This window comes from Acinetobacter sp. CY79, from assembly GCF_059515845.1.
The window spans coordinates 23,137-39,346 of the sequence record NZ_JCAKMY010000030.1; the positions used below are offsets into that span (position 1 = coordinate 23,137).

General features: G+C 37.5%; 17 protein-coding genes. 11 read left to right on the forward strand and 6 right to left on the reverse strand.

The genetic code is table 11. The features are described from left to right. Positions 1–82: 82 nt before the first annotated feature. Positions 83–1,327, forward strand: a complete 1,245-nt coding sequence (locus tag AC5YCE_RS12425; protein ID WP_496172261.1) for an MFS transporter — start codon at positions 83–85, stop codon at positions 1,325–1,327. A gap of 174 nt (positions 1,328–1,501) precedes the next feature. Here AC5YCE_RS12425 and AC5YCE_RS12430 read toward each other — a convergent pair whose 3' ends face one another. The 5 genes from AC5YCE_RS12430 to AC5YCE_RS12450 form a co-directional block, all read right to left on the reverse strand. Next, a complete protein-coding gene (locus AC5YCE_RS12430; RefSeq protein WP_496127107.1) occupies positions 1,502–2,593 on the reverse strand; it encodes a porin in 1,092 nt (363 codons plus the stop codon). 261 nt (positions 2,594–2,854) lie between these two features. After that, positions 2,855–3,268: an HIT family protein gene (locus AC5YCE_RS12435; protein WP_496172253.1), complete on the reverse strand. Its 414-nt coding sequence runs from the start codon at positions 3,266–3,268 to the stop codon at positions 2,855–2,857. A gap of 32 nt (positions 3,269–3,300) precedes the next feature. Beyond that, a complete protein-coding gene (locus AC5YCE_RS12440; protein WP_496127105.1) occupies positions 3,301–3,567 on the reverse strand; it encodes a YARHG domain-containing protein in 267 nt (88 codons plus the stop codon). A 79-nt stretch (positions 3,568–3,646) separates the two neighbouring features. Further along, complete coding sequence (locus AC5YCE_RS12445) at positions 3,647–4,516, reverse strand: NAD(P)-dependent oxidoreductase (protein ID WP_496172254.1); 870 nt, start codon at positions 4,514–4,516, stop codon at positions 3,647–3,649. A gap of 32 nt (positions 4,517–4,548) precedes the next feature. Then, entirely contained in the window at positions 4,549–5,640 is a 1,092-nt protein-coding gene (locus AC5YCE_RS12450; protein WP_496172255.1) for an alpha/beta fold hydrolase, read from the reverse strand. Positions 5,641–5,780: 140 nt separating this feature from the next. Here AC5YCE_RS12450 and AC5YCE_RS12455 point away from each other — a divergent pair, with 140 nt between their 5' ends. From AC5YCE_RS12455 to AC5YCE_RS12500, 10 genes are all read left to right on the forward strand, one after another. Beyond that, positions 5,781–6,968 carry an O-succinylhomoserine sulfhydrylase gene (locus AC5YCE_RS12455; protein ID WP_496127102.1) on the forward strand — a complete coding sequence of 396 codons (1,188 nt, stop codon included), beginning with the start codon at positions 5,781–5,783 and terminating at the stop codon, positions 6,966–6,968. Positions 6,969–7,032: 64 nt separating this feature from the next. Further along, positions 7,033–7,362: a YbaB/EbfC family nucleoid-associated protein gene (locus tag AC5YCE_RS12460; RefSeq protein WP_496127101.1), complete on the forward strand. Its 330-nt coding sequence runs from the start codon at positions 7,033–7,035 to the stop codon at positions 7,360–7,362. An 11-nt stretch (positions 7,363–7,373) separates the two neighbouring features. Next, entirely contained in the window at positions 7,374–7,970 is a 597-nt protein-coding gene (gene recR, locus AC5YCE_RS12465) for a recombination mediator RecR (RefSeq protein WP_496127100.1), read from the forward strand. A 292-nt stretch (positions 7,971–8,262) separates the two neighbouring features. Further along, on the forward strand, positions 8,263–9,405 hold the full coding sequence (locus AC5YCE_RS12470; protein WP_496172256.1) for a ribonuclease D: 1,143 nt from the start codon (positions 8,263–8,265) through the stop codon (positions 9,403–9,405). A 370-nt stretch (positions 9,406–9,775) separates the two neighbouring features. Next, on the forward strand, positions 9,776–10,084 hold the full coding sequence (locus AC5YCE_RS12475; RefSeq protein WP_496127098.1) for a YcgL domain-containing protein: 309 nt from the start codon (positions 9,776–9,778) through the stop codon (positions 10,082–10,084). 34 nt (positions 10,085–10,118) lie between these two features. After that, on the forward strand, positions 10,119–10,493 hold the full coding sequence (locus AC5YCE_RS12480; RefSeq protein ID WP_496127108.1) for a hypothetical protein: 375 nt from the start codon (positions 10,119–10,121) through the stop codon (positions 10,491–10,493). Positions 10,494–10,512: 19 nt separating this feature from the next. Then, on the forward strand, positions 10,513–11,364 hold the full coding sequence (locus AC5YCE_RS12485; protein WP_496172257.1) for an AAA family ATPase: 852 nt from the start codon (positions 10,513–10,515) through the stop codon (positions 11,362–11,364). A 13-nt stretch (positions 11,365–11,377) separates the two neighbouring features. Then, positions 11,378–12,565, forward strand: coding sequence for a vWA domain-containing protein (locus tag AC5YCE_RS12490; protein ID WP_496172258.1), 1,188 nt, complete (start codon positions 11,378–11,380; stop codon positions 12,563–12,565). A 108-nt stretch (positions 12,566–12,673) separates the two neighbouring features. Next, a complete protein-coding gene (gene trpB / locus AC5YCE_RS12495) occupies positions 12,674–13,882 on the forward strand; it encodes a tryptophan synthase subunit beta (RefSeq protein WP_496172259.1) in 1,209 nt (402 codons plus the stop codon). Between the two features lie 345 nt (positions 13,883–14,227). Next, complete coding sequence (locus AC5YCE_RS12500; protein WP_496172260.1) at positions 14,228–15,220, forward strand: AAA family ATPase; 993 nt, start codon at positions 14,228–14,230, stop codon at positions 15,218–15,220. Positions 15,221–15,249: 29 nt separating this feature from the next. On the opposite strand, the gene AC5YCE_RS12505 is transcribed toward AC5YCE_RS12500, so the two are convergent. Then, positions 15,250–16,182, reverse strand: a complete 933-nt coding sequence (locus AC5YCE_RS12505; protein WP_496171020.1) for an IS5 family transposase — start codon at positions 16,180–16,182, stop codon at positions 15,250–15,252. Positions 16,183–16,210: the final 28 nt, after the last annotated feature.

The following is a 16,210-nucleotide window of genomic DNA, read 5'->3' on the forward strand; positions in this document are numbered from 1 at the left end:
CATTTTGATAATACACCTGTAATAAAAATTTTAATTCACTGATTTGGAATCAATATTGAACAATAAAAATAATACGTTATTTATGGCGGCGAGTTTGGCCAATGGTGCTAGTTTCTCAATGATTTTGCCATTATTAGCACCACTCATTCGACAATTAAAACTGACTGAAATCCAAGCAGGTGCTCTGGTTTCAATAGGTGCATTGTTGATGGCGATTGCAGCAATTTATATATCTAAACAGCAAAGTAAATATTCGATTTACCAGCTTTTGAGTATCGGCTTTGTTGGGATGACGATCACATGGGGTTTATTTACAGCCACCTTGATGTTTGGATTGATCAATCAAGTGAGTCTAATGCTGTTATTTACATTGTTGATGTTCAGTCGAGCATCCACTGGACTCTTTATGGCGATGCCACAAATTGCGTTGCAAAGTTATGTGATGACAAACTTTACAGATGAAAAAGAACGTTCTCAAAAAATGTCCAAATTCGGTGCCTTAAATAGTTTAGGACTGATCTTTGGACCGTTATTAACCACAGTATTTTTATATTGGGGGATTCTAACGCCGTTATGGGCAGCGATCATGATTTTAGCCAGCATGAGTATTGTAATCATATTTCAATTTGATCGTGGTTATATCTTTGAGCATGAAAAGAGTGTTGCTCATCAAAATAAAATGATACAAACCAAAGAATTTATGGAAATTAAAAATCAACAGGGTAGTGTTTTGGGATTAAAGCAATGCTTTCCGTGGTTGGTGCTTGGATTTTCGCTTTATTTGGCGATTGTCACTCTAAATCTCACAGCGGGTTTCTATATTCAGGATCGGTTTGAAGTGAGTATTACTGAAGGCGCGGTCTATTTTGCGCAATGCTCATTGATCGTGGGTGTTGCTTTAGTGTCTATGCAAGTATTCATTACGAAGTATTTAAAATGGTCATTACAGCAGTTGTTATGGATAGGATTAATCGTGATGATGCTGGCATTAGTCATTACAATTTACACAGAACATCTTATTATTTTTCAATTGACTTACATTTTGTATGGGATTTCTGTGGCATGTTTAATTCCTGCTTTTACGACTGGCGCTTCACAAAATGCATCAGCTCATGATCAAGTTAAAGTTGCGGGTTGGTGTACAGCAACTCAAGCGATTAGTTTTGTATTCGGACCTTTGCTCAGTACTGGACTGTATCAATTAGATCAGCAATATCCCTATTATTTTTTATTATTGGTAATGGTGTGTTTAATCATTTATTGGTTATTTAGCTCAAGTCCAACTAACAGCCATTTAAAATTAGCGAAGCTAAATAAAGATTTTTAAATAGCCTAAGCAAAATTAGTATGATTTTATAAATCAAATAACTTTATTGATTTGTGTATTTAAAATGGGGTACACATTCAACATTGAAACCATCTAAAAATTAAAAAAAATCATAAAATAGACAAGAAAAAAAAGCAGTCACCATGATGACTGCTTTTCAAAGAATACTTAAATTTAGAAGTCGTAACGCATACCTAAAGATAAACCTAAAGCATCTTCGCCTTTAAAGCCTTTTACATTGTTAGAACGCGCTTGTTCCCATGGGGTGAGGCTTGAGTTTTTGTCGTTAAGCACTGTCGCAATGTTACCGTATACTCTAACAGCCTTATCTAAGCGATGTTCAAGACCTACAGCAATAAGCGTGGCATTTGCATCTTCAGTATCTACATCACGATGCATCACTTGACCACGGACATATGTTTTAGGTGCAAACTTATAGTCTGCCGCTACACCGAATACTTGTGCATCAGGATTTTTCACATCGTTATCATGAGTTGTATATTGATAAAGTGCACCGACATTGAGTTCAGGTAAAACTTTGTATGCGCCAGCTAAGCGGAAACCATCTCTTTCACCACGAGTTGCATCTTCTTCGTAATGCTCGTACGCTGCAGCAAAATCAATAGGGCCTTCTTTATACGTTAAAGCTAAGTCATAAGCTTTGTTATTCTTAGAGTCGCCTTTGGTTTGAATTACTTCACCTGTATTCGTGTCTACTACAGTCTCAGTGGTGCCTGGTGAATTTGTTTCATGTAGTGAAAGTGCAGCGATTACATTAAATCCATTACCGAACTTTGGTGATTTATATTCAATCGTATTTTCATTACGTTCATCAAAACGTAGGTCACCAGCACGAGTTACATTTCGAATATCGCCAACTTGGTCACCAAAGAAATTGACAGGTCCGCGTGCAGCTTTAAATGGGCTATCAAAACGACCAACACGTGTTTGACCGAAATCACCCTTTAAACCTACGAATGTATCACGAGTAGCAAAGTCAACTCCTGAATTTTGTCCACCACTTGCAAAATTAATCTCTTGTTCTATTTGACCGAAAACAGTCATGTTATTTTCTAATTCTTGTTCTACTTTAAAACCCAAGCGAGAAGAGTTTGATGATAAACCCACTTCGTTATAATCTTTACCATCATCTAAATAATCTAAAGATACATGCGCACGACCATAAATTTTTACATCTGCTGCGTTGGCGATTACTGGTGTAATGAGCATTGCCCCAACTGCTAAAGCGCAAAGTGTTTTTTTCATTCCTAGCTCCGTAAAATCAAGATTCTGTATCTTGATCATCATGTTGAGTAGCTTTTTGTTACTACTGTTCTGTTGTTGAGCTAAGTATCGTGTACAAATAAGTCATTAATATTAACGAAATATTTCAGAACCATTAAATTTTCTATATTTTGATTTGAATCTTAAAAATATATTCAAACAAGCAAATGGTCATATTCAAGGTCAAAAAAAGGAGCCTAAGCTCCTTTAATTAAATACAGTTATTTTTATTTCATGAAAAAATTACAATGCTGACTTAATCTTTTCAGCGAGCGCTTTAATTTTATCCTGATCACCCATTTGCATTGCATGTTTGCCGAGCTCATGAACAGAACTTGGAATCAAATGAAAATGCACATGAGGAACAGTTTGACCTGCAGACGCACCAGAGAGTTGCATAAGCACAATACCCTTCATATCCAATGCTTTTTTCATTGCTTTAGCAACTTTTTGCACAACTTGAATGGTATAAGCAGCTTCTGCAGGATCAAGGTCGAGGAGGGTGACAGCAGGAAATTTTGGGATGACCAATGTATGACCTTCAGCCTGAGGCATAATATCCATAAATGCTAAAACACGATCATCTTCATACACTTTGATTGCAGGAAGCTCTCCGCGAATAATTCGTGCAAAAATATTTTGATCATCGTAAGTCATAACTGGTCCTTGCTAGAATAAATTGAACGCTATTATTTACAATTCAATTCTTTTTGACGAGCTTTAATTGCATCTAATTTTTGCTGTTCTCTTTCGGAAAATTTTGGCTTCGTGGTATTGCAGTTTTCGTTACCATATTTCGCTTTAGCATCAGGGTCTTTGAAACAAAAACCTTTTGCTGCATAGATAATATTGTATTCGTCTTTGATTTTTTCACATTCTTTGGTTGTATCAGCGAATGCAGAAACCCCAGCTGACATTAAAAATGCAGCAACTAAACCTAAGAATAATTTATTCATGAGAACCCTCAAATGGACATATATTATTGTCACTTGATTACATTATATGACCAGACTGTTCAATTTCAATGGCTAAAAATTATTCTAAAGTAATTTTACTCCATGATTCATACATTTTTACTGCAGCAGAAAAATCACTGTCTACATCTAATGAATCATTGGCAGCTTGAATTAAGCTTTGCGTTAAAGCAATCACGGGCGCTGAAAGATTGGCATCACGGACTAAGTCAACAGCAATACCCGTGTCTTTGGCTAAAAGCGGTAAAGCAAAAGTGAGAGGGAAACTTCGGTTAAATACGCGTTGAGGAAGTACATTTTCAGTGACGCCACTTTTACCACTGGATGCATTAATGCAATCTAATGCTTCATTCAGATTAACGCCGTGCGCTTTCAGCGTTGTAAAGCCTTCTGCGGCTGCACACAAATGAACCGCGAGCATCATATTATTCACGGCCTTAACTGCAAAGCCAGAGCCTGAGTGGCCAACATGCTTAATTAGTTTTCCTAATGTTTGCATTGCGGGTAAGGCTTTTTGAAATGCTTCTGCATCACCACCGACCATAAACGTGAGTGTTGCATTTTCAGCACCGATGGTCTGACCGCTGACAGGTGCATCTAAAAAGGCGACATTTCTGAGTTTAAGTTTATCAGCTTGTAAACGAGCTGCTTCAGGAACACCACTAGTACAGTCAATCCAGACTGAACCTGACTTGATATTAACCTGATCCAAAATCGAATCTACTTCGGCACTGGTTGGCAAACATGAAAAAATAATATCAGCTTGTACCGCTTGTTCTAGTTCAACAGCCTGAGTACCGTATTCAGTAGCATGTTGCTTGGCTTTATCAAAACTTCTATTCCAAACCAAAACATTCTCAAATTGTTGAGGTAAATGCGCTGCCATTCGGTAGCCCATTGCGCCTAGTCCAATAAATGCAACTGTTGTCATTCGATTTACTCGTATTGATTGGTTTTAAGTATTTAAATAGATGTTGAACGTTCAGCCAGCCATTGAGATAATTTTGGCCAAAATTCATCGGCACTTTTTTGACTCGACATCAAGCCTAAATGCCCACCGGGAATAAGAGTAAACGTGACATCTGGACTATTTGTCAATTCAGTCAATGGTCTAACAGCATCTGCTGTCACCATTTGATCGCTCTGACCCGCACCAACAAACAGAGCACAGTCTATATTTTTTAATTCTATTTTTTTATCTCTTAATTGAATATAGCCTTGATTGAGTGGGTTTTTTAACCAAACATTAAAAAGCATGTCTTGATTGATACCAGCAGGATAATCAATCATATGATTTAGAAAATAGCCTAAAGTGGCATGTTCATGAAGAAGTTTTTGATCATCTAGGTTCAACAAAAGTTGTTTATGTCCTTCATACCAGCCTTTTGGATCTAATATTTTAAATCCAAATGCATTTAAAAATCCGGGTGTATGTAATAAGCGTTTCGGAATACTGCCACTGTAAATTTTACGTTGCAGGACTCGGTTTTTTTCCAAAATTTGATTCACTTTTTTATATAGTTTTCCGATACCACCGGATGCAAAGCTATCAATCGGACTACCTAATACAATTAAATTTTTGACATGATTATTTTGACGTAATGCAGTGTAGAGCAGAACAAAAATACCGGCCATACTCCAGCCATGCAGTGAGATTTGATCTGATTTCGAGTGCGCCACAATTTGTTCAATACAGTTCGGGATGGCATGGTCAATAAAGCTGAGAAAATTTAAATCACGGTCACGGTAACTAAAATTTCCCCAATCAATCAGATAAACATCAAAACCTTGATCAACATAGTATTTGATTAAAGAGCGATAGGGATATAAATCGTAGATATCCATTTTGATTGCCAATGGAGCAACAAAAACCAATGGCTCACGGTACTTTTTATTTGGCGCAGCATAATATCGAATTTCGCTTTGCTGATAAGTACCAATCACATCATAGGGCGTCGCTTGAGACAAAACCAAAGACTTCCCATAAAAAATACGGGTTGCTAAATTTTTTAATTTGTATTGTTTGTCTGCAATTGTTTTTTTGAGCTGTTGCATGAACTGTGAATGTCTCATCATCATATGATTTGTACGAAGTGTAGGCGATATTTGTTTATTTTACCTTGACCTTAAATACTATAGACGCTCAAAATGTTGGCAATTATTAACAAAGGCAGTCATGTGACTGATTCATCGTAATGAGCCAACAAAACGATACTGAATATAAACTTGATACTTTAGCCATTCGTACTGGACATAACCGTACCTTCGAAGGTGAGCATAGTGAGCCAATTTTTTTAACTTCATCATTTGTTTGTGAAAACGCGGCTGATGCGGCTGCTAAATTCTCTGGTGAAATCGAAGGAAATACCTATTCACGCTATACCAACCCAACGGTTCAAGCCTTTGAAAAGCGTTTGGCTGTGATGGATGGCGCTGAAGCTGCTGTTGCAACAAGTTCAGGTATGGCGGGTGTTCATGCAATCACTTTGGCTTATTTAAAGTCAGGCGATCATGTGATTTGTTCTCGTGCGGTGTTTGGCTCAATTCTTTCGTTATTTGAAAAATACGTGATCAAATTTGGCGTTGATGTTAGTTTTGTTGATTTAGAAGATCATGATGCTTGGAAACAAGCAATTCGTCCAACGACACGATTACTCTTTATTGAAACCCCATCAAATCCATTGGCTCAAGTGGGTGACATTCAAGCGATTGCTGATATTGCACATGCACATGGTGCATTATTTGCGGTAGACAATACCTTCTGTACACCTGTACTCCAGCGCCCAATTCAATTTGGTGCTGATTTGGTGATTTATTCATCAACGAAATACATTGATGGTCAAGGTCGTGCTTTGGGTGGAGCAGTTGTTGGTAGTGCCAAACTTATGGAAGAAATTACAGGTGTGATTCGTACACTGGGTAATTCATTGAGTCCATTCAATGCATGGATTTTCTTAAAAGGTTTAGAGACACTCAGCTTGCGTATGAAAGCGCATTGCGCAAGTGCACAGAAATTGGCTGAATGGTTAGATGCGCATCCAAAGGTTGAAAAAGTCTATTACGCAGGTTTACCGCACCATCCCGGTCATGAACTGGCAAAAAAACAACAGTCAGGTTTCGGTGGCGTAGTTTCATTTGTGGTCAAAGGTGAGCGTCAAGGCGCGTGGACAGTCATTGATAACACCCGCTTTTTATCAATCACCAGTAATCTCGGTGATGTAAAGTCAACCATTACACATCCTGCGACGACCTCTCATGGCAGAATGTCCGCTGAAGCGAAGCAAGCTGCGGGGATTAGTGAAGGTTTAATTCGTGTCTCTGTTGGTTTAGAAGATATTGATGATATTATTGGTGATATTCAACGTGGCTTAGAGCTGATCTAACAATCAGTGGGTTTGAAATAGTTTATTCACATTTTTAAATTGAAATTTATGTTCGGAGAAAGATATGAACATTAATATGTTGATGCAACAAGCACAGCGCATGCAAAAAGACATGGAAGCGAATGTAAAGAAAGCGAAAGAAGAACTCGCTCAAACTGAAGTTCATGCAGAAGCAGGCGGTGGTCTCGTTAAAGTAACCATGACTTGTCGCAACGTGGTTAAACGTATCGAAATCAGCCCTGAATTACTTCAAGATGATCCAGATATGATTGAAGACTTGATTGCAGCAGCCATGAATGATGCAGCTCGTCAAGCAGAAGTCGTTTCAGAAGAAAGAATGAAATCTGCAAATACAGGGATGGGATTGCCACCTGGTCTAGCAGGCATGTTCTAAGGAATCAATCAATGTTTAGTGATCGTTTTGATCAGCTTGTTCAAGCATTGAGAATTCTACCCAGCGTTGGGCCGAAATCGGCTCAGCGTATGGCATTGCATCTCATTATGAAAAATAAGCAAGGTGCAATGGGTTTGGCTCATGCATTAAATGAAGCAACGTCTTATATTCATGAATGTAGTTTATGTCATTCATTGACTGAAGAAGAAGTGTGTAATATTTGCCTATCTAGCGAGCGCGATGAAACCTTACTTTGTGTGGTTGAATCACCTGCTGATGTAATGGCCATTGAGCAAAGTGGTAGCTTTAAAGGAAAATATCACGTTTTAGGTGGTCATTTATCACCTTTGGATGGTATTGGTCCTGAAGAAGTTGGTATTCCATTTTTGGTACAGCGCTTATCTGATGGGCGAGTCAAAGAAGTGGTGCTGGCAACCAACGCGACGGTAGAAGGGCAAGCCACTGCTCATTATTTAGTCGAAGCAACGCGTCATTTACCCTTGAAAATGACTCGAATTGCGCAAGGTGTACCTCAAGGCGGAGAGCTTGAGTACGTCGATAGCCATACACTCAGCCAAGCTTTACACAACCGGATGCAAATGAAATAAGCACCAAGAGTGCTTTTTTTAGCAATTGATTACAAAAATCCTAAGTGGGTTACTTTTCATTTTATTTATCTATGGCAATATCGGTGATTAAAGTTAAGATGTTCAGCGTGGTAGTAGGTTATTGAAAATTATTGAATTAATTTGTATAAAGTATAAATATTTATATTTATAAATAATTTTTTAATTAAAAACATATGGTTGCTCTATTTTTAAACTCGTCATTTATATTTAAAATAGATTTATTAGGTTAAACTATTGAGCAACACTCGCGTAATTTTTTGACAGTTCTACTATGTTTAAATTCATTCATCAACAAAACGAACTTGAAAATGTACTGGATCTGATGAATCAGAATTCAGTCTATGGTTTAGATACTGAATTTATTAAAGTAAATACCTTATGGCCCAAATTAGGTGTTTTACAAATTAATATTGATGGTCAAGTATTTTTGCTGGATGGAACGACATTAGATCTCAGTTCATTTTGGGCTAAAATTTTTAAAGCCAACCAAAATATATTTCATGCCTGTGGCGAAGATATTGATCTCATCTATCACTATTCAGAAAAGAAGCATCTTAAAAATGTATTTGATACTCAGGTTGCTTTATCTTTTTTAGGCCATGGTTTACAAGTCAGTTATCAAAATGCGCTAAAACAGATTTTAGATATTGATATAGATAAGGGGCAGACACGCTCAGATTGGTTGGCTCGTCCATTGAGTGATGAACAAAAAAGTTATGCAGCTAATGATGTTTTATACATTATGCAACTGGCAGATCAGTTAAAAGCTGATCTAGTTAAAAAGCGTTTATATGACAACGTGTTAGAAGACTGTACGAGTTTAACTTTAGATATTGCCAGCGAAACACCAAAATCTAAACTCTATTTAGATGTCGGGAATTATCGTCATTCTCGTCGTCAATTGATGCAACTTCAGTTGCTTAGCGTGTGGCGTGAAGAAATGGTGAAGGCCCTAAATCAACCACGTAGTTTTATACTCAAAAACTCCACGATGATTGATTTGGTTGAAAAGAATCCAAAGAATATTTTTCAGTTGTCGCAAATTAAAGATATTCGTCCAAATGTGGTTGGTGAATATGGCAAAATTATTTTAGACATTATCAAAGAGTTACCTGATCAAGATGAGTGGCCACTGCGAATCGCACGTCCAATTCGTCATTCATCTCAGGGCATTACGCAAAGTGTTGATGAGTTAATCGAAAATATTGCGGGCGAGGTCGATATTCCCAAAGAAGTATTAATGCGTAAAAAGTGGCTGGGTTCTTTATATCAGCATGTGGTGTTTCATGGTGATGAACAAGACTTACCCCAATATTTACTCGGTTGGCGCTACGATATGCTTACAAGACCATTGATTCATTTGCTCAATGATGATGTTGACTATTTATCTAAGCAAATGAAAGTAAATGATTAAATAGTGAGTGACTTAGTAGGCATAGCACTGTTCTATGCCTACTCAATTGAGAGGATTTAAGATCGGATCTCAAAAAGTTAAATGAGATGGTCGTATAAATTCTTTGGATTGATTTAAATTATTTACATGACTCAATTCTAAGATCGAGATCATTTAGACATGAGAACTTAATAAATAAAGTGTGTAAATCAATAGAAAAGTTCTAAGTCATAATTTATACGTTGATCGCGAATCGATTTGTTTCATGTATAAATAATAAACAAGCAAAGTGGTAGCTAAGTCAAGACGACTGTTGCGTTAACAAACGCTAATGTATCTGAGATTATTTTGTTGTATGCTTTGCAATGAGTTTTATTGGTGTTGTATACAAATGTGGTGTGAAATCTATAAATCAAGCAAAAAAGATGAAATGTATCTTTACGTTGCTCGTGTAAATTCTTCTGATGATGAAGGTAATCCAGCAGATCCTTTAGGTGTATTATCTGATGCGCTTAAGTCGGCATTTGGTCGTGCAACTTTTGTGATGTCGATTGAATTACATGCAGAGAAGAAGTTAGCACGTGCGAATGTTATGCATGTTATGGATTCTATTCAAACCAAAGGATTTTATATCCAACTGCCTCCAGAAGGGTTAATTAACCCGAATGCAGTTGAACCAGAGGGGTTACGCGGTGCGTGAAGATCAATCAGGAATATGGGCTCAATTTTTATCAATGCTGGATTCAATTCCTGAAGACAGTATTGCCATCGCAGTTTATGTTCTTGGTACATTGATCATTCTGTGGTGTTGGTATTCCATTGCTAAGCGTTTACCTTCACCACTTGGCGGAATTACTTGGGTATTGGTATTTGCAATCCTTGCAACGCCGACTGTTTCCGAAGGACCTAACTCCGCTATCGCACCTGCAATTTTTGGTCTGATTTTTGGTGTGCTCACCAAAGATTCACCCTTGATCTGGTCTAATCTCTCGCTGATCACACTCGTTGTTGGGATTGGTTTAGTGGCTGGGTTCTTTTGGTCAAAATACATCACAAATAAAAAATCAGTGCAAACCAGCACGCAATCCAAAATTTCGACTCCACTTTAAATAAAAATAAGGTTAGAACATGTCTGCAGATGCTCAACAATTTTCTGGTACAGATCAGTACATTGCGACTGATAGTCTTAAACTTGCTGTCAAAGCAGCACGTGCGCTTCAAAAACCTTTATTGGTTAAGGGTGAGCCAGGTACGGGTAAAACCTTATTGGCCGAGCAGGTTGCACAAAGTTTAGGACTGAAACTGATTACATGGCACATTAAATCGACCACCAAAGCACAGCAAGGCTTGTACGAATATGATGCCGTTTCACGTTTACGTGATAGCCAGTTAGGGGATGAACGTGTCTACGATATTAAAAACTATATTAAGCCAGGTAAATTGTGGGAAGCATTTACCAGTGAAGAGCGCTGTGTTTTGTTGATTGATGAAATCGACAAGGCAGATATTGAGTTTCCAAATGATTTACTTCATGAATTGGATAAAATGTCATTTTTTGTCTATGAAACAGGCGAAACCATTACAGCGACTCAACGTCCAATCGTGATTATTACTTCGAATAATGAAAAAGAATTGCCAGATGCATTCCTACGCCGTTGTTTCTTTCATTATATTGAATTCCCAGATGAAGCAACGATGAGAGACATTATTGCCGTCCACTTTCCACGTATTTCAACGTCTTTGGTCAATGAAGCATTACAAGTATTTTTTAAATTGCGTCAAGTACCGGGTTTAAAGAAACCGCCTTCAACCTCAGAGTTGATTGATTGGCTGAGTCTACTTATGGCTGATGACATGCCAGAAGATGTGCTTCGTAATCACGACAAGTCAAAATCAATCCCGCCACTATATGGTGCTTTGATCAAAAATGAACAGGATGTGCAGTTACTTGAGCGTCTTGCATTTATGGCTCGACGTTAAAAGGTAAGCACCCATGTTCGTAAGATTATTTTATACCTTGCGAAAATACGGGATTCCCGTAACGACGCGTGAACTGATTGATTTAAATGAAGCAGTCAGCCAAGGGCTAGTGTTTGCAGATCAAGAGGAGTTTTATCAACTCGTTAAAACCATTATGGTAAAAGATGAGCGTTTTTTTGATAAATTTGACCGTGCAATCAAAGATTATTTTGAAGGTATACAAACTTTTGATCTAGATGATTTGATGGGTAAGCTCCATCAAATTCCAAAAGATTGGCTGGAGTTAGAATTACTTGAAAAGCATTTAACACCTGAACAGCGAGAGGCGCTTGAAAAAGCCGGCTCTTTAGAAGAATTGATGAAAATGTTCGAAGAGCGTTTGCGTGAACAGCACAAAAAGCATCAAGGTGGTAATCGTATGATTGGCACAGGAGGAACTTCTCCTTTTGGTGCTTTTGGTGATCATCCTGAAGGGGTTCGTATTGGTGGGCCAGGACGTAAAAAATCGGCTGTCAAAGTTTGGGAACAGCGTAAATATCAAAACTTAGATGACGAGCAAATTTTAGGTACACGTCAGATGCAAATGGCATTACGCCGTTTACGTAAGTTTGCGCGTCAAGGTGCTGAAGAAGAGTTAGATATTAATCAAACGATTCGTGAGACGGCTAGACAGGGTATTCTCGATGTTCAAATGGTACCTGAACGGCGTAACCGCATTAAAGTGTTGATGTTGTTTGATGTGGGCGGGTCTATGGATGCCCATATTGCCCAATGTGAAAAACTATTTAGTGCTGCCAAGACTGAATTTAAAACGCTTGAATACTTCTATTTCCATAACTGTCTGTATGATTATGTCTGGAAAGACAACCATCGCCGGTCATCCACAAAAATGAATACCCAAGATTTGTTGAATACTTATGGGAAAGACTATCGTGTCATCGTCGTTGGCGATGCGAGTATGGCACCCTATGAGTTGCGTTCGGCAGGTGGTTCAGTTGAGTATATGAACGAAGAAGCGGGTGAGGTTTGGTTACGACGCTTAAGACAGCACTATGAAAAAACCGCGTGGCTGAATCCAGAAGTAGAAAAGTATTGGCATTACACGCAAACCATTGGATGGATTAAGCAGATCTTTGAAGATCATATGTATCCGATGAGCTTGAAAGGCATTGAGGATATGACGAAATATTTATCTCGTTAATTTTTAATTATTTAATATTTGAAATAAGCGATTAAATGCTCAGTAAATCTTGAATTAGTTTTAAATTTAGCATTAAGTAAGTGACGTAATTCTGTGTAGGGGATTGGAATGCAACATCAAATCAATGGCATCGCTTTACCAAATGAAGAAGGATTTTTTGGTGAATATGGTGGTCAATTTATTCCGCCACATTTAAAAGCAGCGATGGATGAAATCAATGTCGCATACGAGGAAATTCGCCATACAGCAGCGTTTAAAAACGAATTAGCCGATTTGTTCGCGAATTATGTGGGTCGTCCAAGTCCACTCTATCATGCGAAGCGTTTGTCTGAGCAGTTGGGTGGGGCACAAATTTATTTAAAACGTGAAGACCTCAATCATACCGGTGCGCATAAAATTAACCATTGTTTAGGCGAAGCTTTGCTTGCTAAATACATGGGTAAAAAGAAAGTCATTGCTGAAACTGGTGCAGGTCAACATGGTGTTGCTTTAGCAACGGCATGCGCACTTGTCGGTATTCCATGTGAAATTCATATGGGGCAAGTGGACATTGAGAAAGAACATCCGAATGTGGTTAAGATGAAAATCTTAGGTGCGAATTTGATTGCTGTAACACGTGGTACAGCAACCTTAAAAGATGCTGTCGATAGTGCATTTGAAGAATATTTAAAAGACCCAGATAGCTTTATTTATGCGATAGGCTCTGTGGTTGGGCCACACCCATTTCCAAAAATGGTACGTGATTTCCAAGCGATTATTGGGGATGAAATTAAAGTACAAACCAAAGAGCGTTTCGGCACAAATCCAGACTATGTTGTTGCCTGTGTTGGCGGTGGGTCAAATGCAATGGGTGCGTTCACTGCATTTTTAAATGAACCAAATGTAAAATTGGTAGGCGTTGAACCTGCAGGTCATGGTTTAGATACAGATATGCATTCTGCAACTTTAACCTTAGGTAAGCCAAGCCAGTTACACGGTATGGCATGTTATGTACTTGAAGATGAAAACGGGGAGCCATTAGCTGTGCATTCAATCGCATCAGGTTTGGATTATCCAGGTGTAGGTCCACAGCACAGTTTCTTGAAAGATTTAGGTCGTGCTGAATATTCAACTGCTTCAGATCAAGAATGTTTAGATGCATTTATGACTTTGTCACGTGTTGAAGGGATTGTTCCTGCATTAGAAAGTTCACATGCAGTCGCTTGGGCAATTCGTGAAGCCCCAAAGATGTCGAAGGATATTAAGATTGTTGTGAATCTGTCAGGACGTGGTGATAAAGATTCTGACTATGTTGCTGAGAAATTAGGTTTGCATTAAATTACTTTTTGTTGTTGTAAAAACCCAGTCTTTGTACTGGGTTTCTTGTATAAGGTCAAACATTAAGATGATTCAAATGATAATATCAATTGTCTTGATTACAGTACATACAATTGTAATATTCTAATTTGATAAGATTTAATAGTTAAAAAATATGCTATTCGAATGTGATTTTATTATTTTTGAACTATAGTGCAGTAGTAATTGAAACTATAAAATTGTGTGACTTATTTTATCTATAAGTTATGAGAGCATTCTTTGTTTGAAGTTTAAAAATTCAATATGTTGTTTTAAAAATTGTAATTTTAGACATATAAGTATTACTGATTTTTAAGGGATCTAGAATTGAAATCTATTAAAATTGCATCCATTAAGTTTGATAGCATAGGATTTAGAAAACTAGCTAATTTAGATATTGGAATTAGCCCAAGAATTACAGTCATTGCAGGCCATAATGGGATTGGTAAGTCAAGTATATTGGGATTACTAGCAAATGGTTCTTCTGATAAGAAACACGTAAGTTATTTTGATAAATCCTTTAGAGCGGAATTTAATGAAATATTCCATTTAGATCCTGAGCATGATGTTAAGCCTGTTGCTGAACGTGGCTATTTATATATTGATTATTTATTAGAAACCGAAACAGGGACAGAGAATTTTATAAAAAAATCTTCAGTTGGTGCTAACACTAAAATAGATCCTGTAACAGGTCAGACGGTTATTGATAGGGTTCGAGTTATTCCAAGAAGTGAAGATGCACAAAGATCAAGAGAATTAAATCTTAGCATAGACGGAAAAATGCCAATTCCTACGATTTACTTAGGCATGAGTAGGATTACACCAATTGGCGAAATTGATAATGATAACATTGAAAAAAAAGAATTAAGAGCTATTGATGATGATGATAAAGCTTATATAGAGGATAAATTTAAGGAAGTTATTGACTATACAAAGAATTCTGAAAAAGATTGCATTGTTGATCATAATTTTAAAGGTTCTAAAAAAAGATCAAAAATTCCAAATACTGATCACAGCACTTTGGCAATTTCTCTTGGGCAAGATTCTCTTAGTTCTATTATTACGGCTTTGGCTTCATTTAAGAAAATCAAAAGAGAATTGGGCGGTGAATACATTGGTGGATTATTGGTTATTGATGAAATTGAGGCAGGTCTACACCCTAGAGCTCAAATTAAATTAATGAATTTATTAAAATCTCAAGCTAATAGTTTGAATCTACAAATTTTGCTTACTTCTCATTCTCTAACTGTAATTAAATATATTTTTGATCTTAAAGAACCATTAAGTAGAAGTGAACGGCTTTGTTGCACAAAGGTTTGAAAGGCAGAGCTACCCTAATTGAGTTAAATTTAAGAGACAACTTGGGTATGAGGGCGACCTAATTCTGTGAATTTATTCAAGACCGCTATGCGTGCATGAATCTCATTCACCTGACTAGGGAAACTTCTTGATGTTAATTTATCGCCTAATAATTTGATGCAATGCATCTTGGTTTCCACCAAACTTCGACAATGATAACCAGACCACTTTTTCCAAAGCGATCTTCCTAGCCGTTTGACTGTTTTCAATAACTCATTGCGTTCTATAGACCTCGCTTGTTGATCTTTCCAAGGTTTTGCATTCTTTCTCGGTGGAATGACCGCATATGCATCTCGATCTAAAATGAGTTGTCGGCAGTGCTTTGTGTCATAAGCACCATCTGTATAAACAGAATCAATTTGTTCATCCAAGGGAATTTGAGCAAGTAAATCTTCAAATACTTGAGAATCACTGACATCATTTGTGGTGAGTTGTACTGCACGTATTTGCAGGGTTTTAGCATCTATAGCAATGTGAAGCTTACGCCATTGGCGACGATATTCAGACCCATGTTTCTTGCATTTCCATTCACCTTCACCAAGAAACTTCAAGCCAGTAGAATCTACAAGTAGATGCAGCCCATTACTACTTTTTTGATAGCTAATCGCAATATCAATATGCTTCTGTCTACGACAAAGGGTGGAATAATCCGGAGCTGTCCAATCTAATCCACAAAGCTTAATCAGGCTTTGAACAAAACCTGTAACCATGCGTAAAGAGAGTCGAAATAGAGATTTGATCATTAAGCAGCATTGAATCGCTGTATCGGAATAGGTTTGATTTCGACCTTGCTTGCCTTGTGATTGTGCATACCACTGAGTCTTTGGATCAAACCAAATGGAAATATTGCCTCGATTAATTAAGGCTCGATTATAGGATGACCAATTGGTTGTATGGTAGATTTTAGCTGCAGGTTTATTCATTTTGAAATTATATTGCTGAATAAGCCTT

Bases quoted from the DNA above. Each gene is read 5' to 3' on its own strand.
- AC5YCE_RS12445 (WP_496172254.1), bottom strand. From the start codon at position 4,516: ATGACAACAGTTGCATTTATTGGACTAGGCGCAATGGGCTACCGAATG.
- AC5YCE_RS12490 (WP_496172258.1), top strand. From the start codon at position 11,378: ATGTTCGTAAGATTATTTTATACCTTGCGAAAATACGGGATTCCCGTA.
- AC5YCE_RS12480 (WP_496127108.1), top strand. From the start codon at position 10,119: ATGCTGGATTCAATTCCTGAAGACAGTATTGCCATCGCAGTTTATGTT.
- AC5YCE_RS12505 (WP_496171020.1), bottom strand. From the start codon at position 16,182: ATGAATAAACCTGCAGCTAAAATCTACCATACAACCAATTGGTCATCC.
- AC5YCE_RS12425 (WP_496172261.1), top strand. From the start codon at position 83: ATGGCGGCGAGTTTGGCCAATGGTGCTAGTTTCTCAATGATTTTGCCA.
- AC5YCE_RS12440 (WP_496127105.1), bottom strand. From the start codon at position 3,567: ATGAATAAATTATTCTTAGGTTTAGTTGCTGCATTTTTAATGTCAGCT.
- AC5YCE_RS12455 (WP_496127102.1), top strand. From the start codon at position 5,781: ATGAGCCAACAAAACGATACTGAATATAAACTTGATACTTTAGCCATT.
- AC5YCE_RS12485 (WP_496172257.1), top strand. From the start codon at position 10,513: ATGTCTGCAGATGCTCAACAATTTTCTGGTACAGATCAGTACATTGCG.
- recR (WP_496127100.1), top strand. From the start codon at position 7,374: ATGTTTAGTGATCGTTTTGATCAGCTTGTTCAAGCATTGAGAATTCTA.
- AC5YCE_RS12470 (WP_496172256.1), top strand. From the start codon at position 8,263: ATGTTTAAATTCATTCATCAACAAAACGAACTTGAAAATGTACTGGAT.
- AC5YCE_RS12475 (WP_496127098.1), top strand. From the start codon at position 9,776: ATGTGGTGTGAAATCTATAAATCAAGCAAAAAAGATGAAATGTATCTT.
- AC5YCE_RS12450 (WP_496172255.1), bottom strand. From the start codon at position 5,640: ATGCAACAGCTCAAAAAAACAATTGCAGACAAACAATACAAATTAAAA.
- AC5YCE_RS12460 (WP_496127101.1), top strand. From the start codon at position 7,033: ATGAACATTAATATGTTGATGCAACAAGCACAGCGCATGCAAAAAGAC.
- trpB (WP_496172259.1), top strand. From the start codon at position 12,674: ATGCAACATCAAATCAATGGCATCGCTTTACCAAATGAAGAAGGATTT.
- AC5YCE_RS12435 (WP_496172253.1), bottom strand. From the start codon at position 3,268: ATGACTTACGATGATCAAAATATTTTTGCACGAATTATTCGCGGAGAG.
- AC5YCE_RS12430 (WP_496127107.1), bottom strand. From the start codon at position 2,593: ATGAAAAAAACACTTTGCGCTTTAGCAGTTGGGGCAATGCTCATTACA.